The 13,648-nt window shown below is 66.2% G+C and carries 22 protein-coding genes; all 22 read right to left on the bottom strand.

Annotation, left to right across the window (positions count from 1 at the left end):
• Positions 1 to 73: 73 nt before the first annotated feature.
• Complete coding sequence (locus OPU66_RS01665; RefSeq protein WP_498551849.1) at positions 74 to 2,338, bottom strand: TonB-dependent receptor; 2,265 nt, start codon at positions 2,336 to 2,338, stop codon at positions 74 to 76.
• A 113-nt stretch (positions 2,339 to 2,451) separates the two neighbouring features.
• Positions 2,452 to 3,516 carry a DNA-directed RNA polymerase subunit alpha gene (locus OPU66_RS01660; RefSeq protein ID WP_498551848.1) on the bottom strand — a complete coding sequence of 355 codons (1,065 nt, stop codon included), beginning with the start codon at positions 3,514 to 3,516 and terminating at the stop codon, positions 2,452 to 2,454.
• 89 nt (positions 3,517 to 3,605) lie between these two features.
• A complete protein-coding gene (gene rpsK / locus OPU66_RS01655) occupies positions 3,606 to 3,995 on the bottom strand; it encodes a 30S ribosomal protein S11 (protein WP_157025218.1) in 390 nt (129 codons plus the stop codon).
• Positions 3,996 to 4,092: 97 nt separating this feature from the next.
• Entirely contained in the window at positions 4,093 to 4,461 is a 369-nt protein-coding gene (rpsM, locus tag OPU66_RS01650; protein ID WP_498551847.1) for a 30S ribosomal protein S13, read from the bottom strand.
• 201 nt (positions 4,462 to 4,662) lie between these two features.
• Positions 4,663 to 5,310: an adenylate kinase gene (locus OPU66_RS01645; protein WP_498551846.1), complete on the bottom strand. Its 648-nt coding sequence runs from the start codon at positions 5,308 to 5,310 to the stop codon at positions 4,663 to 4,665.
• 43 nt (positions 5,311 to 5,353) lie between these two features.
• Entirely contained in the window at positions 5,354 to 6,721 is a 1,368-nt protein-coding gene (secY, locus tag OPU66_RS01640) for a preprotein translocase subunit SecY (RefSeq protein ID WP_160590852.1), read from the bottom strand.
• A 111-nt stretch (positions 6,722 to 6,832) separates the two neighbouring features.
• Positions 6,833 to 7,363: a 50S ribosomal protein L15 gene (gene rplO, locus OPU66_RS01635; RefSeq protein ID WP_498551845.1), complete on the bottom strand. Its 531-nt coding sequence runs from the start codon at positions 7,361 to 7,363 to the stop codon at positions 6,833 to 6,835.
• 206 nt (positions 7,364 to 7,569) lie between these two features.
• Positions 7,570 to 7,746 (bottom strand): 50S ribosomal protein L30, encoded by a 177-nt coding sequence (rpmD, locus tag OPU66_RS01630; protein ID WP_160590856.1) that lies wholly within the window; start codon positions 7,744 to 7,746, stop codon positions 7,570 to 7,572.
• A 6-nt stretch (positions 7,747 to 7,752) separates the two neighbouring features.
• The gene (gene rpsE / locus OPU66_RS01625) at positions 7,753 to 8,451 is read right to left on the bottom strand and encodes a 30S ribosomal protein S5 (RefSeq protein WP_498551844.1); all 699 of its coding nucleotides are present in this window, start codon (positions 8,449 to 8,451) and stop codon (positions 7,753 to 7,755) included.
• Complete coding sequence (gene rplR / locus OPU66_RS01620) at positions 8,452 to 8,805, bottom strand: 50S ribosomal protein L18 (RefSeq protein WP_498551843.1); 354 nt, start codon at positions 8,803 to 8,805, stop codon at positions 8,452 to 8,454.
• Positions 8,805 to 9,338, bottom strand: a complete 534-nt coding sequence (gene rplF / locus OPU66_RS01615) for a 50S ribosomal protein L6 (protein ID WP_498551842.1) — start codon at positions 9,336 to 9,338, stop codon at positions 8,805 to 8,807. The genes rplR and rplF overlap by 1 nt, the downstream gene beginning before the upstream one ends.
• Before the next feature lie 2 nt (positions 9,339 to 9,340).
• A complete protein-coding gene (gene rpsH / locus OPU66_RS01610) occupies positions 9,341 to 9,736 on the bottom strand; it encodes a 30S ribosomal protein S8 (RefSeq protein ID WP_160590864.1) in 396 nt (131 codons plus the stop codon).
• Positions 9,737 to 9,747: 11 nt separating this feature from the next.
• A complete protein-coding gene (gene rpsN, locus OPU66_RS01605) occupies positions 9,748 to 10,053 on the bottom strand; it encodes a 30S ribosomal protein S14 (RefSeq protein WP_160590866.1) in 306 nt (101 codons plus the stop codon).
• A 26-nt stretch (positions 10,054 to 10,079) separates the two neighbouring features.
• Positions 10,080 to 10,664: a 50S ribosomal protein L5 gene (gene rplE / locus OPU66_RS01600; protein WP_498551841.1), complete on the bottom strand. Its 585-nt coding sequence runs from the start codon at positions 10,662 to 10,664 to the stop codon at positions 10,080 to 10,082.
• Entirely contained in the window at positions 10,657 to 10,977 is a 321-nt protein-coding gene (rplX, locus tag OPU66_RS01595) for a 50S ribosomal protein L24 (RefSeq protein ID WP_498551840.1), read from the bottom strand. The genes rplE and rplX overlap by 8 nt, the downstream gene beginning before the upstream one ends.
• A 2-nt stretch (positions 10,978 to 10,979) precedes the next feature.
• Positions 10,980 to 11,348 carry a 50S ribosomal protein L14 gene (gene rplN, locus OPU66_RS01590; protein WP_160590872.1) on the bottom strand — a complete coding sequence of 123 codons (369 nt, stop codon included), beginning with the start codon at positions 11,346 to 11,348 and terminating at the stop codon, positions 10,980 to 10,982.
• Positions 11,349 to 11,360: 12 nt separating this feature from the next.
• Positions 11,361 to 11,633, bottom strand: a complete 273-nt coding sequence (gene rpsQ / locus OPU66_RS01585) for a 30S ribosomal protein S17 (protein ID WP_498551839.1) — start codon at positions 11,631 to 11,633, stop codon at positions 11,361 to 11,363.
• Positions 11,634 to 11,645: 12 nt separating this feature from the next.
• Positions 11,646 to 11,846, bottom strand: coding sequence for a 50S ribosomal protein L29 (gene rpmC / locus OPU66_RS01580; protein WP_498551838.1), 201 nt, complete (start codon positions 11,844 to 11,846; stop codon positions 11,646 to 11,648).
• On the bottom strand, positions 11,843 to 12,280 hold the full coding sequence (gene rplP, locus OPU66_RS01575) for a 50S ribosomal protein L16 (RefSeq protein WP_160590878.1): 438 nt from the start codon (positions 12,278 to 12,280) through the stop codon (positions 11,843 to 11,845). The genes rpmC and rplP overlap by 4 nt, the downstream gene beginning before the upstream one ends.
• A gap of 17 nt (positions 12,281 to 12,297) precedes the next feature.
• Complete coding sequence (gene rpsC / locus OPU66_RS01570; protein WP_498551837.1) at positions 12,298 to 12,993, bottom strand: 30S ribosomal protein S3; 696 nt, start codon at positions 12,991 to 12,993, stop codon at positions 12,298 to 12,300.
• Positions 12,993 to 13,370: a 50S ribosomal protein L22 gene (rplV, locus tag OPU66_RS01565; RefSeq protein WP_160590882.1), complete on the bottom strand. Its 378-nt coding sequence runs from the start codon at positions 13,368 to 13,370 to the stop codon at positions 12,993 to 12,995. The genes rpsC and rplV overlap by 1 nt, the downstream gene beginning before the upstream one ends.
• A complete protein-coding gene (rpsS, locus tag OPU66_RS01560; RefSeq protein ID WP_160590884.1) occupies positions 13,370 to 13,645 on the bottom strand; it encodes a 30S ribosomal protein S19 in 276 nt (91 codons plus the stop codon). The genes rplV and rpsS overlap by 1 nt, the downstream gene beginning before the upstream one ends.
• Between the last annotated feature and the right edge of the window lie 3 nt (positions 13,646 to 13,648).

Raw genomic sequence — 13,648 nt, 5'->3', positions numbered from 1 at the left:
TTCCCGATCCGGGGGGCGGCGTCCAGCCCTTTTCCTTTACGTCAAGGTAAAGAAGGGGCGATGGCCCTGGCGGTCAGAACTGGCGGCGGGCGCTCAATATCCATTGGCGCGGCTCGACCGGCCAGCCGATCGTGCCGACGCTGCCGCCGTTGAAGCGGCGATTGCCGAGATTGGTCGCGGACAGCGTGACGCCCCAGCGCCCGTCGCGGCTGTCAAAGCCGATCTGGGCGTTGACCGTGCGGGCATTGTCGACCCGGTGCTGCGGCTCGTTGCACAGGGCGGTGAAATAGGCGCTCGCGCCAGACATCTCGCCGCCCACAGTCAGCCGCCCGGCGCGGCCGAGCGCACCGCTCCACCCGCCGCGCACGCCGTAGCGCCGGTCGGGGGTGAACCGCAGGTCGAGCTGGCGTTCATCGGCGACAAAGGCGGTGCAGCCGGGGCTGGACGCCAGCCGGGTGAAGCGGTCGCTAAGCGTCGAGACAAAGCCCGAGGCGGCAAAGCCGTGCGGCAGGTTGAGGCTCGCTTCGGCCTCCACGCCCTCGATCCGCGCATCGCCGACATTCTGGCGGAAGATTTCGGGCGGGTTCGATCCCGCGCGGGCGGCGGAAAAGGCGATGTTGGTATAATCGTTGCGGAACAGCGCGAGGTTGAGCGCCAGCACGCGGTTGAAGAATGACGTCTTCAGCCCCGCTTCATAGCTCCACACGGTTTCGGGGGCGATGGCCCCCTGCCGGTTGAGCACGAAATCGATGTTGCGCGCCCGCCCGTCGAAACTGCCGCTGCGAAACCCCTTGGCGACCGAGGCATAGGCGATGCCCGCCTCGCCGCCCGCGCCCAGCCGGTATTCGGCGGCAAGGCGCGGCGACACATCGGTCCAGCTGTCGGCGATCCGCCGTTCCGCGCGCCGCCCGTCGGGCAGCACCAGCACCGTGTCGGGCGCGGTCAGGAAGGCCACGCGATAGACTTTGCGCTCATGCGTCAGCCGCGCCCCCGCCGACAGGCCAAGCCGGGGCATCGGCCGCCAGGTCAGCGCGCCAAAGCCCGACAGGCTGCGTGTGGACAGGCGCGGCAGATAGGGCGACCAATTGCCCAGCCCCGCCGCGCGCGACGGCGCGACGAAGAAATCATCGGTTCGGAACCGCGCGCCGGGCGTGCCCGCCGGGGCGGCGAAGCTGACCGCCGTCAGCTGGCGATTGTGCTCGGCAAAGGCGAACAGCCCCGCCGTATAGTCGATCTGCCCGCCGATCGGCCCCTGCAGTTGCAGTTCCTGGCTGAAGCTGCGCTGGCGCTGGTCCTGCAACAGGATGACATTGGGCGCAGGCGGCGCGACCGCCGTCTGATCAAAGCCGATGCGGTTGGCGAGTGCGCGGTAGCCGGTGACCGACAACAGGGTCGCCGCGCCCAGCCGGTGTTCGACCCGCAGCGTCACCCCGCCAGTGTCCAGATCGTTGAGCGGATCGGTGTCGGCGGAGGTGAAGCGGTCGATGCTGCCCTCGGGCGCGCGGAAGCGCGGCAGCCGGCGCGCCGGATTGGCCGGATCGACCAGAAAGGGCTGGGGAAAGCGCGGGGTCGAGCCCTCGCCGGTCAGATCGGCGGTGAGCAGGATCGAGGTCAGCGCATCCGGTTCGACCAGCAGCGACAGCCGCCCGGTCGCGAGCCTCTGGTCATTGACGCGCGCGCCATTGGTCAGGTTGCGTCCCCAGCCGTCATGCTGGCGGACGAGCAGCGCACCGCGCAGCGCGGCGCGGTCGCCGAGCGACAGGTTGACGATCGCGCGCCCGTCACGCCGGGCAAAGCTGCCCGTCGCGAGTTCGAGCATCGCCGTATTGCGCCCCGGCTCCGGCCGGCGGGTGACGAGCTTGATCGCGCCGCCGCTGGTGTTGCGGCCGTAAAGCACGCCCTGCGGCCCGCGCAGCACCTCGACCCGTTCGACATCGAGCAGTTCGAACATCGAGCCGGTGGCGCGCGGGAAGATCACGTCATCGACATAGATGCCGACCGGGGGATCGTTGGTGAAGATCGAATCCCCCTCGCCCACCCCGCGCAGGAACACCAGCGCCCCCGAACTGGTGCCGAAATTGCGGTTGAGATAGAGGTTGGGGACGGTCGCGGCGAGCCGGTCGAGATTGCGATAATCCTCGCGCGCCAGCCGGTCGGCCCCGATAGCCGTGACCGCCAGCGGCACCCTGTCCAGCCGCTCGCTGCGGCGCTGGGCGGTGACGAGAATGTCGGCGTCATTGTCCGCCACCGGGGCGGCCGCAAGCGGCGGTGCGGCGACCGACGACAGCAGAAACAGCAGGGCAAGGCCCCGCCTGGTGTGCAGCGATGTGGGAGACATGGCGGGCGCTTTGCCGCTCCACCTCGCGCTTGGCAAGTGCCGGGCTTCCGCCATGAAAAAAGGGCCGCCCCGGCGGGACGGCCCTTGATCTGTCAGCCTGAAAGGACGGGCGATCAGCCCATAATGTCCTGTTCCAGCTTCTTGGCCATTTCCTCGATATTCTCGGGCGGCCAGCCGGGGATTTCCATGCCCAGCCGCAGCCCCATCGAGGACAGCACTTCCTTGATTTCGTTGAGGCTCTTGCGGCCGAAGTTCGGCGTGCGGAGCATTTCCGCCTCGGTCTTCTGCACAAGGTCGCCGATATAGATGATGTTGTCGTTCTTCAGACAGTTGGCCGAACGCACCGACAGCTCCAGCTCGTCGACCTTCTTGAGCAGGTAACGGTTGAGCTGGTTGGCGTCGCTTTCCGCCTCGACCGGGGCCAGGCTGCCGCCGCCATGGGCGACCGGTGCCGACACCGGCATGCCGTCGTCGAAATGGACGAACAGCTGCAGCTGGTCCTGAAGGATGCGCGCCGCATAGGCGACGGCGTCTTCCGGGGCCACGGTGCCGTCGGTTTCGACGGTCAGCGTCAGCTTGTCATAGTCCAGTTCCTGGCCGACGCGGGTGTTTTCCACCTTGTACGCGACCTGACGGACCGGCGAGTAGAGCGCGTCGACCGGGATGAGGCCGATCGGCGCGTCCGCCGGGCGGTTGTTCGCGGCGGGGACATAGCCCTTGCCGGTGTCCGCGGTCAGTTCCATGTTGAGCGTCGCGCCATCGTCGAGATGGCAGATGACCAGATCGGGGTTCATCACCTCGATATCGCCCGAAACGGCGATCATGCCGGCGGTGACTTCGGCCGGGCCGGTCGCCGACAGCTGGAGACGCTTGGGGCCTTCGCCCTGCATCTTGAGCGCGATCTGCTTCACGTTGAGCACGATGTCGGTCACGTCTTCGCGCACGCCCGTGAGCGACGAGAATTCGTGCAGCACATTCTCGATCTTGATCGACGTGACTGCCGCGCCCTGCAGCGACGACAGCAGCACGCGCCGCAGCGCGTTGCCGAGCGTCAGACCGAAGCCGCGCTCCAGCGGCTCGGCGACGAACGTGCCCTTGCGCTTCGGGTCGCCGCCCTGCTTGCGCTCAAGCGCGGTCGGCTTCTTCAGTTCCTGCCAGTTCTTTGCGTTGACAGCCACTTTGTTCCCCTTGGGGCTGGCCCTGAACCGGGTTCAGAGCGGGTAAAGAGGCGCGGCGGGCCACGCACGCGGCCCGCGGCGCGGATTCGTCAGACGCGGCGGCGCTTGGAGGGCCGCACCCCATTGTGCGGGATCGGGGTGACGTCGCGGATCGACGTGATCTGGAAACCGACGGCCTGCAGCGCGCGGAGCGCCGATTCACGGCCCGAACCCGGACCCTTCACCTCGACCTCGAGCGTGCGGACGCCGTGCTCGGCGGCCTTGCGCCCGGCATCCTCGGCCGCAACCTGCGCGGCATAGGGGGTCGACTTGCGGCTGCCCTTGAAGCCCATCATGCCGGCCGAGGACCAGCTGATCGCATTGCCCTGGGCATCGGTGATGGTGATCATCGTGTTGTTGAAGCTGGCGTTCACATGCGCGACGCCGGCGGTGATGTTCTTGCGCTCGCGACGGCGGAGGCGCTGGGGTTCACGTGCCATGATCCGTTAATCCTGACCAAAACTCTATGGAAACAACCGGGCCGAACACCGGCCCGGCGAAGAAGGAGCCTGCCCGGCGCATGGCCGGGCCGGGGGCTTACTTCTTCTTGCCGGCGATCGGCTTGGCCTTGCCCTTGCGCGTGCGCGCATTGGTGTGGGTGCGCTGGCCGCGCACCGGCAGGCCCTTGCGGTGACGCAGGCCGCGATAGCAGGCCAGGTCCATCAGCCGCTTGATGTTCATCGCGGTTTCGCGACGAAGATCGCCTTCCACCGTGAACTGGGCGTCGATCGCTTCGCGGATCTGCAGCACTTCCTGGTCGGACAGGTCCTGCACGCGGCGCTCGGGCGCGATGCCCAGCTGCGCGGTCAGCTTCTTCGACGTGGTGAGGCCGATGCCGTGAATATAGGTCAGCGCGATGACGACGCGCTTGTTGGTCGGGATGTTCACACCCGCAATACGTGCCATTAAATCTGTCTCCTGCTCCACGGGCCGGGTGGCTGCCGGCCCATCTCAGCGCTTTGTTTACCGAAAACGCGCAACACCGGCGTGCGAACGAGTCGCCGCCGGGCAGCCCTGCTGTCGGAAGCGCGATCCCTTACGCGCGCACCCGGCAGCTGTCAACGCCGTGGACCCCGCCCGCCGGCCGGGCCACCGCGCCGGACCGCCTCAACGGTCGAGGATCGCCCCGATCGCCGCCGTCACCTCGTCCATTTCCGCCATGCCGTCGACCCGCGACACCAGCCCGCGCGCCTCGTAATGCGGCAGGATCGGCGCGGTCTTGGCGCGATATTCGGCCATGCGGGTGCGCACCGTCTCGGCATTGTCGTCGGGCCGGCGCTTGAACTCGGTGCCGCCGCAGCTGTCGCAGACGCCCTCGACCGCCGGCTGCTTGTAGCGGTCATGATAACCGGCCCCGCAGCTGGCGCAGGTGAAGCGCCCGGTGATGCGGTCGACCAGCGCCTCTTCATCGACATCGAGTTCGATGACATGGTCGAGCGTGCGGCCACGCCCGGCGAGAATCGTCTCCAGCGTCTCGGCCTGCGCCACGGTGCGCGGATAGCCGTCGAAGATCGCGCCCTGATCAGGACCCATCCGGTCAAGCGCCTCGCCGATCAGCGCCGAGACGATCTCGTCGGACACCAGCGCCCCGGCATCCATGACCGCCTTGGCCTGCAAGCCGACCGGCGTGCCCGCCTTTACGGCCGCGCGCAGCATGTCGCCGGTCGACAGCTGCACCATGCCCCGTGCCGCCACCAGCCGGGCAGCCTGGGTTCCCTTGCCCGCGCCCGGAGGCCCCAGCAGGATGATGTTCATCGGCAATCCTCTTCCCCCTTCACGCGGCGTCCGGTGCGGGCGATCAACGCGCCCGCCCGCCCTTCAGCTTCGCCTTCTTGATCAGATCGCCATATTGATGCGCAAGCAAGTGGCTCTGGATCTGGGTGACGGTGTCCATCGTCACGTTGACGACGATCAGCAGGCTGGTCCCGCCCAGATAGAAGGGGATCCCCGCCGCCGACACCAGATATTCCGGCACCAAACAGATGAAGGTCAGATAGGCCGCACCGATGACGGTGATGCGCGTCAGCACATAATCGAGATAGTCGGCCGTCGCATTGCCCGGGCGGATGCCGGGGATGAAGCCGCCATAGCGCTTGAGATTGTCCGCAGTCTCTTCCGGATTGAACACGATCGCCGTGTAGAAGAAGCTGAAGAACACGATCCCGGCGCCGTAGAGCAGCATGTAGAGCGGCGTACCGTGCTGCAGATACTGGTTGAGGCCGATGATGAAATCGCCCCAGGCGCTCTCGCCCGCCGTGCGCTGGCCGGCGAACTGGCTGATCGTCAGCGGCATCAGCAGCAGCGAAGAGGCGAAGATCGGCGGGATGACACCCGAGGTGTTGATCTTGAGCGGCAGATGGCTGCGATCGGCCTGCATCGTGCCGCGCGCGGTCTGGCGCTTGGGATACTGGATCAGCACCCGGCGCTGCGCGCGCTCCATGAAGCAGATGAACGCGATCAGCCCGAGCGCGACGACGATGATCGCGAGGATCAGGAACGGCGACATGGTGCCGGTCCGCCCGCCTTCGAACAGGTTGACCAGCGTCACCGGCAACTGCGCGACGATGCCGGCCATGATGATCAGCGACACGCCATTGCCAACACCCCGGCTGGTGATCTGCTCGCCAAGCCACATCAGGAACATCGTGCCGCCAATCAGCGAGATGACCGCAGTGACGCGGAACAGCACGCCCGGATCGACGACCGCGGCCACGCCCTGCTGCGCGCCGAAGCTTTCCAGCCCAACGGCGATGAAATAGCCCTGAATCGCAGTCAGCCCGACCGTGCCGAAGCGGGTATATTGGTTCAGCCGCTTGCGGCCCGTCTCGCCTTCCTTCTTGATCGCGGCGAGCTTGGGGCTGAGCGTGGTCGCAAGCTGCACGACGATCGACGCGGTGATATAGGGCATCACCCCCAGCGCGATGATCGACATGCGCTCGAGCGAACCGCCCGAAAAGGTGTTGAAAAAGTCGAGCACGCCCCCGCGCGTCTGGTTGGCAAGCAGGCCGAGCGCGGTCGGGTCGATCCCCGGCAGCGGGATGAAGCTGAGCATGCGGAACACGATCAGCACCCCGATCGTGAACCACAGCCGCTTCTTCAGCTCGGTGGCCTGGCCGAATTTCGACAGGTTGAGGTTGGTCGCCAGTTGGTCGGCTCTGGATGCCATGACGTATGGGTCGCCTTAAGATGAAATGAGCGGCGGAAGCATGAATGCCCCGCCGCTCATATAATGCCGTCTCCGGGCTTGTCTAAGCCCGGAAGCCCGAGCGGCGAAAAATCAGCCGCGCGCGGCCTTCTTCGCGTCCCGGACGCTGTTCTTCTTGGCCGCCGCCTTTTCAGCCGCCGGGGTGACCGAAATCACCTCGACCGAGCCGCCCGCCGCCTCGATGGCGCTGCGCGCACCCGCCGACACGCCGGCGACGAGGAAGCTGAGCTTGGCCGTGAACGCGCCCTTGCCGAGCAGACGCACGCCGTCCTTACCGCCGCGCGCGAGGCCGGCAGCCTTCAGCGCCGCATGGTCGATGGTGGTCCCGGCGGCGAGCTTGCCGGCGTCGACAGCCTTCTGCACCGCGCCCAGATTCACCTCGGCATAGTCCTTGGCGAAGATGTTGTTGAAGCCGCGCTTCGGCAGACGCATGTGGAGCGGCATCTGGCCGCCCTCGAAGCCGTTGATCGAGACGCCTTCGCGGCTCTTCTGACCCTTCTGGCCACGGCCACCGGTCTTGCCCTTGCCCGAGCCGATGCCCCGACCGACGCGCATACGGCCCTTGCGGGCGCCGTCATTGTCGCGGATTTCGTTGAGTTTCATGTCCTGCACTCGCTTTCGCTGTTGTCGCGCATGGTTGTCGCGGATGGATGAAGAGCCGCGTTAGAGCGGTTGCCGATCCGATTGGATCGGCCGCTCTAGCCTTTAACCTGCCGCATTTTCCGAGTCGCCGGGTGACTCCACCCGGCTTGAAAATGCTCTAAGGACTGGCGGCATGCGGCGTCAACGACCCCGCATGCCTCCGGCGATCAGTCGACGATCGCCACCAGATGCTGCACCTTGCGGATCATGCCGCGCACTTCGGGCGAATCCTGAAGTTCCGACACCCGGTGCATCTTGTTCAGCCCCAGGCCGATCAGCGTCGCGCGCTGGTCCTGGGTGCGGCGGATCGGCGATCCGATCTGCTTGACTTTGATGGTGGCCATCGCTGGTTACTCCGTGATCGCGGCCGCATCCGCCTCGGCGGTCTGCGAACCGCCGCGGCCGAGCAGATCGGCAATCTTCTTGCCCCGGCGCTGCGCGACCGACTTGGGCGAGGTCTGCTCGCCCAGCGCCTCGAACGTCGCCCGGATCATGTTATAGGGGTTGGACGTGCCGACGGACTTGGTCACGACGTCCGCCACGCCCAGGCTTTCGAACACGGCACGCATCGGACCGCCGGCGATGATGCCGGTCCCCTGCGGGGCAGAGCGCAGCGTCACGCGGCCGGCGCCGAAATGGCCCGCACCGTCATGATGCAGCGTGCGGCCTTCGCGCAGCGGCACACGGATCATCTTCTTCTTGGCCGACGCGGTCGCCTTGGAGATCGCCTCCGGCACTTCGCGCGCCTTGCCATGGCCGAAGCCGACCCGGCCCTTGCCGTCACCGACGACGACCAGCGCCGCAAAGCCGAAGCGCTTGCCGCCCTTCACGGTCTTCGAGACGCGGTTGATGTGGACGAGCTTTTCGATCAGCTCCTCGCCACCTTCCTCGCCACGCGCGCCACGATCGTCGCGCCGGCCGCGGTTGCCGTCACGGCCACGGCCGCCACGGTCGCCACCGCCCCGGCCCCGGCCGCCACGGCCGCGCCGCTCGCCGCCTTCCGGCTGACCGGCTTCAGCGCCGGCCTGGATTTCGGTTTCGTCAGCCATTTAGAACTCCAATCCGCCTTCGCGGGCGGCATCAGCGAGCGCCTTGACGCGCCCGTGGAACAGGAAACCACCGCGGTCGAACACGACCTTGGTGACGCCGGCGGCAGTGGCCCGCTCCGCGATCCGCTTGCCGATCGCAACCGCCGCGTCGATGGTCGCGCCGGTGGTGCCGCGCAGGTCCTTGTCGAGCGTCGAGGCAGCGGCGACGGTGCGGCCGGCCTCGTCGTCGATCACCTGGGCATAGATATGCCGGCCCGACCGATGGATCGACAGGCGCGGACGCGAACCGCCCTTGGCGCGGAGCGCCGTGCGGACGCGCTGGCGACGCTTTTCGAAAAGAGAGAGCTTGGCCATTACTTCTTCTTCCCTTCCTTGCGGAAGATGAACTCGCCGCGATACTTGATGCCCTTGCCCTTGTACGGCTCGGGCTTGCGCCAGCGGCGGATCTCGGCGGCAACCTGGCCGACCTGCTGCTTGTCGATCCCGGTGATGGTGATCGTCGTCTGGTCGGGCGTCGCGATGGTGATGCCTTCCGGCACCGCATAGTCGACATCGTGGCTGTAGCCGAGCTGCAGCTTCAGATTCTTGCCCTGCGCATTGGCGCGGTAGCCGACGCCGGTGATTTCGAGGGTCTTGGTGAAGCCCTCGGTCACGCCGGTGATCAGATTCTGCACCATCGTGCGCTGCATGCCCCAGAACGAGCGGGCCTGCTTGCTGTCATTGGCGGGCTGGACGGAGATCTGACCATCCTGCACCTCGTACGAGATGAGGTCGGCCAGCTTCATGGTGAGCGTGCCCTTCGGCCCCTTCACCGACAGTTCGCCGCCCGCGATGGAGGCGGTGACGCCGGCCGGAATGGCCACGGGCTTTTTCCCGATGCGGCTCATGATCAGAAGACCTCCGCAAGAACCTCGCCGCCGACATTCTGTTCGCGCGCTTCCGCGTCGGACAGAACGCCCTTGGGCGTCGAGACGATGGTGATGCCGAGGCCGTTGCGCACGCGCGGCAGCTCCTTGCTGCCCGAATAAACGCGGCGGCCGGGCTTGGACACGCGGGCGACATATTTGATCGCCGGCTGGCCCTCGAAATACTTCAGTTCGATGCGCAGGCCGCTGTGGCCGCCAACGACTTCTTCGCGATAGCCGCGGATATAGCCTTCGCGCTGAAGCACATCGAGCACACGGGCGCGAAGCTTCGACGCGGGCGAGGTCACGCTGTCCTTGCGCGCCTGCTGGCCGTTGCGGATGCGGGTGAGCAGATCACCCAGGGGATCGGTCAATGCCATGACGTTTGTCCTTACCAGCTCGACTTGGTGACGCCGGGGATCAGGCCCTTGTTGGCCAGTTCACGGAACATCACGCGCGCCAGGCGGAACTTCCGGTAATAGGCGCGCGGCCGGCCGGTCACTTCGCAACGGTTGCGGATACGGGTGGGGTTCGCATTACGGGGCAGCTCGGCCATCTTCAGCCGCGCGATCAGCCGCTCGGTCTCATCGCGCGACGTGTCGTTCGCGATCGCCTTCAGCTTCGCATATTTGCCCGCATACTGCTTCACGAGCTTCCTGCGACGCTCGTTCTTGTTCACGGAACTCAGTTTCGCCATGACTTAAGTTCTCTTTCCTGTCGGCCTCAAGCGGCCTGCTTCTGCTCGGCCGCGTTGTCGCGCGGGAAGGGGAAACCGAAAAGACGCAGCAGCTCGCGCGCTTCATCATCGGTCTTCGCGGTGGTGGTGACGATCACGTCCATGCCCCGCACCTTGTCGATGCGGTCATAGCTGATCTCCGGGAACACCAGCTGTTCCTTCAGGCCCATGGCATAATTGCCACGACCGTCGAACGAATTGGCATTCAGGCCCCGGAAATCGCGGACGCGCGGCAGCGCGATCGTGATCAGGCGGTCGAGAAACTCGTACATGCGTTCACGGCGCAGGGTGACCTTGCAGCCGATCGGCATGCCTTCACGCAGCTTGAACTGCGCGATCGACTTCTTCGCCTTGGTGATGACAGGCTTCTGGCCGGCGATCGCTTCCATTTCGGCAGCGGCCGCTTCGACCTTCTTCTTGTCCTGGGTCGCTTCGCCGACGCCCATGTTGAGCACGATCTTGTCGATCTTCGGCACTTCGAGCGGATTCTTGTAGCCGAACTTCTCGGTCATCGCCTTGACGATGGTCTCGTTGTACAGCTTGCGCATCCGCGGGGTGTAGGTGTCAGCCATTGATGACCTCCCCGGACTTGACGGCCACGCGGACCTTCTTGCCATCGCGCGTTTCGAAACGGACGCGGGTCGCCTTGCCGCTCTTCGGGTCGACCAGCGCGACCTTCGAGGCATGCATCGGCGCTTCCGCGCGCTCCAGGCCACCCTGCGGGTTGACCTGGCTCGGCTTCTTGTGGCGCACGGCGACATTCACGCCGGCGACAACGACCTTGCCTTCCTTCGGCAGGGCGCGGGTGACTTCGCCGGTCTTGCCCTTGTCCTTGCCGGACAGGACGACGACCGTGTCACCCTTTTTGATCTTGGCCATAGCCATGGTTACAGCACCTCCGGCGCCAGGCTGATGATCTTCATGTGCTTCTTGCCGCGCAGTTCGCGCACGACCGGACCGAAGATACGGGTCCCGATCGGCTCCTCGTTCTTGTTCACAAGCACAGCGGCGTTCGAATCGAACCGGATGGTCGAGCCGTCGGCACGGTGAATGTCCTTGGCCGTGCGCACGATGACCGCGCGGTGCACGTCGCCCTTCTTCACCTTGCCGCGCGGGGCCGCTTCCTTGACCGAGACGACGATGATGTCGCCGACGGTCGCGGTGCGGCGCTTGGACCCGCCCAGCACCTTGATGCACTGGACGCGCTTCGCGCCCGAGTTATCCGCCACGTCCAGGTTGGACTGCATCTGGATCATGTGCTGTCCTCCTTAGCCTTCGGCCGTCGCCGCGGGCGGCGTCGAGCGGGTGGCGACGCGTTCGATCACGCGCCAGGTCTTGAGCTTGGAGATCGGCGCGGTCTCTTCGATGCGCACGGTCTCGCCCTCGCGATACTCATTGCCCTCGTCATGGGCATGATACTTCTTCGAACGGCGGATGATCTTGCCGTAGAGCGGGTGCTTCACCTTGCGCTCCACACGGACGACCACCGTTTTGTCGGTCTTGTCGGAGACGATCGTCCCCGTCAGCACGCGCTTCGGCATGTTTCCGTATCCTTACTTCGCAGCCGAGCGCGTGCGCTCGAACTGCAGCGTCTTGATGCGCGCGATGGTGCGGCGCACTTCGCGGACCCGCGACGGCTTTTCCAGCTGGCTGGTCGCCGCCTGGAAGCGCAGGTTGAACGCCTCGCGCTTCAGCTGGCCGAGCTGTTCGGCAAGCTGATCATCGGTCATCGGCTTCAGGTCGCTCGTCTTCACTTCGCGGCTCCCAGGTGAGAGGTGTCGCCCAGACGCGCGACGACCTTCGTCTTGATCGGCAGCTTCATCGCCGCGCGGCTGAACGCGGTCGCGGCGACATCGCCCGGCACGCCGTCCAGTTCGAACAGGATGCGGCCCGGCTTGACCCGCGCGACCCAGAACTCCGGCGAACCCTTGCCCGAGCCCATGCGGACTTCGGCGGGCTTGGACGAGACCGGCACATCCGGGAAGATGCGGATCCACAGCCGGCCCTGGCGCTTGATGTGGCGCGTGATGGCGCGGCGCGCGGCTTCGATCTGGCGGGCGGTGATCCGCTCCGGCTCCATGGCCTTCAGGCCATAGGCGCCGAAGTTGAGCTGGGTGCCGCCGGGCGCATCGCCATGGATGCGGCCCTTGAAAGCCTTGCGGAACTTGGTGCGTTTCGGTTGCAGCATGATTTTCTATCCTGCCCTTAGCGCGCCGGACGCACGCCGGAGGTCTGTGCCTCCATCATCAGACGGTCCTGCGCGGTCGGATCATGGCCGAGGATCTCGCCCTTGAAGATCCAGACCTTGACCCCGCACACGCCATAAGCGGTGTGGGCCTGGGCCTCGGCATAATCGACATTGGCGCGCAGCGTGTGCAGCGGCACCCGGCCTTCGCGATACCATTCGGTGCGCGCGATTTCCGCGCCGCCCAGACGGCCGGCACAGGTGATCCGGATGCCTTCGGCGCCCAAACGGAGCGCCGACTGCACGGCGCGCTTCATCGCGCGGCGGAACGCCACGCGGCGCTCCAGCTGATCGGCGACCGACTGCGCGACAAGCTTCGAGTCGATCTCGGGCTTGCGGATCTCAACGATGTTCAGCGACACGTCGCTCGCCGTCATCGCGCCGAGCTTCTTACGCAGCTTCTCGATGTCGGCGCCCTTCTTGCCGATGATCACGCCGGGGCGCGCCGCATAGATCGAGATGCGGCACAGCTTGGCCGGACGCTCGATCACCACCTTGGAGATCGCCGCCTGCGGCAGCGTCTTCAGGATGTACTTGCGGATCTCGAGGTCCTCGAGAAGCAGCCGGCCATAATCGGCGCCTTCGGCGAACCAGCGGCTGTCCCAGGTCCGGTTGATCTGGAGGCGCAGCCCGATCGGATTGCTCTTCTGACCCATTATGCTTCTTCCTGCTCGCGCACGACGATGCGAAGGCGGCTGAACGGCTTGACGATCCGGGTCGAACGGCCACGCGCACGGGTCGCGAACCGCTTCATCGAGATCGACTTGCCGACCGACGCTTCCTGGACGACCAGCGCATCGACATCGAGATTGTGGTTGTTCTCGGCATTGGCGATCGCCGACGCGAGGACCTTGCGAACCTCGACCGCCATCGCCTTGGGCGAGAACTGGAGGATGCTCATCGCCTCCCCCGCCTTCTTGCCGCGGATAAGACCGGCGACAAGGTTGAGCTTCTGCGCGCTGCCGCGGATGGTGGTGCCAACCGCCAGCGCTTCCTTGTCGCCCACGCGACGCGGAGCTGCCTGCTTGCCCATTAGCGCTTGCCCTTCTTGTCAGCGGCATGGCCGGGGAAGAAGCGGGTCGGCGCGAACTCGCCGAGCTTCATGCCCACCATTTCCTCGTTCACCAGCACCGGCACGAACTTGCGGCCGTTGTAGACGTTGAACGTCAGGCCGACGAACTGCGGCAGGATGGTCGACCGGCGCGACCAGGTCTTGATCGGCGCGCGCGCACCGGAGTCCTGGGCCGCCTCGGCCTTTTTCAGAAGGCTCAGTTCGACGAACGGGCCTTTCCAGACGGAACGGGCCATGGC

The organism is Sphingomonas sp. URJC2, assembly GCF_059803575.1.
This window is presented reverse-complemented; position numbering and strand designations above follow the sequence as displayed.

Coding starts and splice junctions, on each gene's coding strand:
- OPU66_RS01665 (WP_498551849.1), bottom strand. CDS start 2,338: ATGTCTCCCACATCGCTGCACACCAGGCGGGGCCTTGCCCTGCTGTTT.
- rpsK (WP_157025218.1), bottom strand. CDS start 3,995: ATGGCACGTGAACCCCAGCGCCTCCGCCGTCGCGAGCGCAAGAACATC.
- rpsM (WP_498551847.1), bottom strand. CDS start 4,461: ATGGCACGTATTGCGGGTGTGAACATCCCGACCAACAAGCGCGTCGTC.
- OPU66_RS01645 (WP_498551846.1), bottom strand. CDS start 5,310: ATGAACATCATCCTGCTGGGGCCTCCGGGCGCGGGCAAGGGAACCCAG.
- secY (WP_160590852.1), bottom strand. CDS start 6,721: ATGGCATCCAGAGCCGACCAACTGGCGACCAACCTCAACCTGTCGAAA.
- rplO (WP_498551845.1), bottom strand. CDS start 7,363: ATGAAACTCAACGAAATCCGCGACAATGACGGCGCCCGCAAGGGCCGT.
- rpmD (WP_160590856.1), bottom strand. CDS start 7,746: ATGGCCACCATCAAAGTCAAGCAGATCGGATCGCCGATCCGCCGCACC.
- rpsE (WP_498551844.1), bottom strand. CDS start 8,451: ATGGCTGACGAAACCGAAATCCAGGCCGGCGCTGAAGCCGGTCAGCCG.
- rplR (WP_498551843.1), bottom strand. CDS start 8,805: ATGGCCAAGCTCTCTCTTTTCGAAAAGCGTCGCCAGCGCGTCCGCACG.
- rplF (WP_498551842.1), bottom strand. CDS start 9,338: ATGAGCCGCATCGGGAAAAAGCCCGTGGCCATTCCGGCCGGCGTCACC.
- rpsH (WP_160590864.1), bottom strand. CDS start 9,736: ATGGCATTGACCGATCCCCTGGGTGATCTGCTCACCCGCATCCGCAAC.
- rpsN (WP_160590866.1), bottom strand. CDS start 10,053: ATGGCGAAACTGAGTTCCGTGAACAAGAACGAGCGTCGCAGGAAGCTC.
- rplE (WP_498551841.1), bottom strand. CDS start 10,664: ATGGCTGACACCTACACCCCGCGGATGCGCAAGCTGTACAACGAGACC.
- rplX (WP_498551840.1), bottom strand. CDS start 10,977: ATGGCTATGGCCAAGATCAAAAAGGGTGACACGGTCGTCGTCCTGTCC.
- rplN (WP_160590872.1), bottom strand. CDS start 11,348: ATGATCCAGATGCAGTCCAACCTGGACGTGGCGGATAACTCGGGCGCG.
- rpsQ (WP_498551839.1), bottom strand. CDS start 11,633: ATGCCGAAGCGCGTGCTGACGGGGACGATCGTCTCCGACAAGACCGAC.
- rplP (WP_160590878.1), bottom strand. CDS start 12,280: ATGCTGCAACCGAAACGCACCAAGTTCCGCAAGGCTTTCAAGGGCCGC.
- rpsC (WP_498551837.1), bottom strand. CDS start 12,993: ATGGGTCAGAAGAGCAATCCGATCGGGCTGCGCCTCCAGATCAACCGG.
- rplV (WP_160590882.1), bottom strand. CDS start 13,370: ATGGGCAAGCAGGCAGCTCCGCGTCGCGTGGGCGACAAGGAAGCGCTG.
- rpsS (WP_160590884.1), bottom strand. CDS start 13,645: ATGGCCCGTTCCGTCTGGAAAGGCCCGTTCGTCGAACTGAGCCTTCTG.